1 protein-coding gene is annotated in these 4,029 nt (G+C 53.0%); it reads left to right on the top strand.

The annotated features are described in order from the left end of the window. On the top strand, positions 1–4,029 hold a 4,029-nt coding region (locus tag J7438_RS24655), incomplete at both ends, for a calcium-binding protein (protein ID WP_286196910.1).

Genomic DNA, 4,029 nt, shown 5'->3' with positions numbered 1-4,029 from the left:
GTGGGCTGGGCAATGACACCCTGACGGGCGGTGAAGGTGCTGACACTTATCATTTTTCTGCTGGAGACGGGCAGGATGTGATTCATAACTACGATAGTGAAGGCATGGACACTATTCGGTTTGCAGAGAGTGTTTCACCGGACAGTGTCGCAGTATCAAGGGTTGGTGATGATCTGTTGCTCAGTTATGGGGGGAATGATCAGGTCACTGTTTCCCGGTTCTTCCAGGATGAAGGCCATTCCAGATACGCTCTGGATACGGTGGCGTTTGCTGATGGCACCGTCTGGAACAAAGAACTCCTGCTGGATAAAGCGCTGCTTGGAGATCTTGGCGATAACCTGCTCCGCGGTTATACGACAGACGATGTGCTTTCCGGTGATGCTGGCAACGATACACTGGTGGGCAATGCAGGTGATGACAGCTTGCGTGGCGGTACTGGCAACGACCGACTGGAAGGGGGCGTTGGCGATGACACCTATCATTTTGCAGCCGGCGATGGCAGTGACGTTATTGAAGACAGTGCCGGCATCGATACCCTGATCTTTGAAGACCTGAGCGACGATGATGTGTTACTTCGCCGACAGGGCGATGATCTGCTCATTACCCGTCACGCTGACAGTAATGACAGTGTTCGTATCCTCAACCACTTTACCGACCAGACCGGTGCTGTCAGCCTTCGTGCCATTAATGTCATCACATTTGCCAACGGAACCCGCTGGAATACAGACGACATTCTGGTTCAGTCGGTCAAAGGCACTGAAGCCAATGATCAGATTCTTGCCCACGCTGAAAATGATGCGATCACCGCGCTGGGTGGTGATGATGTGGTTCATGGTCAGGGAGGCCATGATCAGATTGATGGTGGTGACGGATCCGATACGCTTTACGGTGAGACCGGCCGGGATGTTCTGTTGGGTGGTCAGGGCGATGACCGTCTGGAAGGCGGGGACGACGATGACCGCCTGGAAGGTGGTGAAGGTGTCGATACCCTGTTAGGCGAGGACGGTAGCGATCAACTTTTCGGTGGTGACCAGAATGATGACCTCAGTGGCGGTGGTGGCAATGACCAGCTCTTTGGGGACAGCGGCAACGACACGCTGAACGGTGACTGGGGTGATGACACCCTGCATGGTGGCTCAGGCGATGATGAGCTGACCGATCTCACCGGCAATAACACCCTGTATGGTGGAGAGGGGAATGACAAACTGTCTGGTCGTGGGCACCTGTTTGGTAATGAAGGTGACGACACCCTGAAAGGCAGTGGTCTTTTAGCAGGTGGTGAAGGTCATGATGTCATTACCGGGCAAAGTGGCAGCACCCTGAGAGGTGACACCGGGAACGATACCCTCATCGTTGACAGTCAGCCCTGGGAGCGCGGTGTGCTTAGTACACTGGAAGGTGGTGCAGGTGATGACACTATATATGGTGGTTTTACCGATGATGAGTACCTTTTCAATCTGGGGGACGGTGCTGACCGGGTGATTGAACGGCGCCTGGGCGAAGCCTATAGCAATTACGACGCCTCTTTTGATGTGCTTCGTTTTGGTGAAGGTATTGCAGTCAGTGATCTTTCTTATGCCCGCCGGGGGTATCATATGGTCATCAGCCACAGTAACGGCAGTGACCAGATCACCATTGAAAATTGGTTCCGGGAGCCTACCGAGCACTTCAAAATCAATAGTTTTGAGTTTGCCGATGGCACCATCTTATCCGATGCCGACCTTGAAGAGCAGGTAGTAACTTATGGAACTGACGGTAACGATCAGACCATGATTGGCTACCGTGATCATCATGATGAAATCCATGCCGGTGCCGGAGACGATAAAGTCTGGGGACGTGCCGGTAATGATGTGATTCATGGCGATGCCGGTGATGATTACCTGGACGGTGAAAGCGGCGATGATCGTTTATTCGGTGGTGATGGTAATGACCAGCTTCGTGGAGAGGGCGGCAACGACACCTTGATAGGCGGCGCGGGTCGGGACACTTACGTCTGGGCTGTGGGTGATGGCGCGGATGTTATTGATAACCGTGGCGGACAAGGACTGTTGTTGCTTCAGGGTGGTGCAACCCCGGAGTCTTTGGACTTCAGCCGTGATGGGGATGACCTGCTAATTGCCATGAAAGATCAGACAGGTCAGTCCATCCGCATAAAGAACCACTTCCTTGGCGGTGACTGGGCACTGGATGGTGTACAGCCAGATGGTGGCTTTATGATCACCACCAACAAGATCAATCAGCTGGTTGCCGGGGGCAGTGATCCGGACTTTGCTTCAGTGGTGAAAGGTACTAACGACGGTGAGCGTCTGATTGGTAGTGCAAACAATGATAAGGTTCTGGGGGAAGGTGGTAATGACACCCTGTTCGGAATGTCCGGCAATGACCGGTTGGAAGGTGGTGATGGAAACGATCAGCTGATTGGGGGTAATGGTTCTGGTCAGGGGTCTGGTGATGATGCCCTTGCCGGCGGTGCTGGAAATGACGTACTAAACGGCGAAGATGGCAACGACACCCTGAATGGTGGTGTCGGTGATGACCACTACTATTATCAGGCCGGAGACGGTGTAGATACCATTGATGCCACGGGTGGCGGTACTGACTGGGTGCTTTTCAATGGCGGTATCAGCCGTGACCGGATCAGCTTCCATAAGGATGGCAATGATCTGGTCATGCTTCTGGATAATGATCTGGAGCAACAGCTGCGCGTGAAAGATCACTTCCTTGGTGGTGAGAAAGCCATCAGCTATGTGCAACCTTCTGACGGTGGCTATGCTATCCCGGCCTCAAGCTTTGCGTCGTTACTGACGGCTCTCCCGGGCGGTGGTGATGGCAGCGGAGGTGAGACTGGCAACGGTAATGGTGATGAATCGGGAGATAACTCTGGTGGCAGTTCCGGTGGGGGTAACCAGGGTGGAGAAACCGGTGAGCCTGCCGAGCCAGGATTGGGCGGCGATGATGTCATCACAGGGACCGCTGCCAATGAAGTGCTGCTGGGCGGTGCCGGTAATGACACATTGATTGGCGGAGCTGGCAACGATCATCTGATTGGCGGTCAGGGAGATGATATCTATCACTTCTCCAGTGGACAGGATGTGGTGGATAACACGGGGGGCGGTACCGACAAAGTGCACTTTGTAAATGGTATCACCTTTAACCAGGTAGCCTCTGGCCTGTCCAAAATGGGCGATGACCTGATTCTCAAGGTGAATGGTGGCCCGGATCAGATCACCCTCAAGAAATTCTTCCTGGGCGGTGAACATCTGATTGACAGCTTCACTTTTGAAACTGGTGGACAGATCACGGCAGCCCGGATTTTTGCTGCCTTTGGTCTGGCCATTCCAACCCCTTCTGAAAACAATCTTAATAAGGTTGATGGCACAGCCGGTGATGACCCATCGTTAGCGGGTACAACCAACGTTGATCACATCCGTGGATTTAACGGCGATGATCAGCTATCCGGGGATGGCGGTGATGATCTTCTGGAGGGCGGAAATGGTCACGATACCCTGAATGGACAGGCTGGAAATGATACTTTGAAAGGTGGACGTGGTAACGATACCTATGTATTTACAGCTGGAGATGGTCAGGACGTTATCGACAATGCTGGCGGTGGTAATGATACGCTGTTGTTTGAAGGTATCAGCTTTAACCAGGTAGCTTCAGGCCTCAGCCGTTATGGTACTGACCTGATTCTCAATATTCAGGGTGGGACTGATACGGTTACGCTGAAAGACTGGTTCCTGGGTGGTGATAACGTAGTGCATACCATTCGGTTTGCCAATGGCGGTCAGATTACCGCAGATCAGATATTCGGTGCTTTTGGTGGCAGTAACCCTGATACCAATGGTTCACCGGACTACCAGAACGTGCCGGACGAACGGGGTTATGCCACGGTTCTGAATGGCCAGGCTGGTGATCAGATCATTCTTGGCTCTTCCGATGCCGAAATGCTGGATGGTGGAGCCGGCGATGATCATCTTCATGGCAACGTTGGCAATGACTATCTGATGGGTGGTGATGGAAATGATA

It is taken from the genome of Thalassotalea sp. G20_0, assembly GCF_017744175.1.
Lineage (GTDB): Bacteria > Pseudomonadota > Gammaproteobacteria > Pseudomonadales > Endozoicomonadaceae > Endozoicomonas.
Note: the sequence above shows the minus strand (reverse complement) of the source record. Positions and strands in the feature narration are given on the sequence as shown.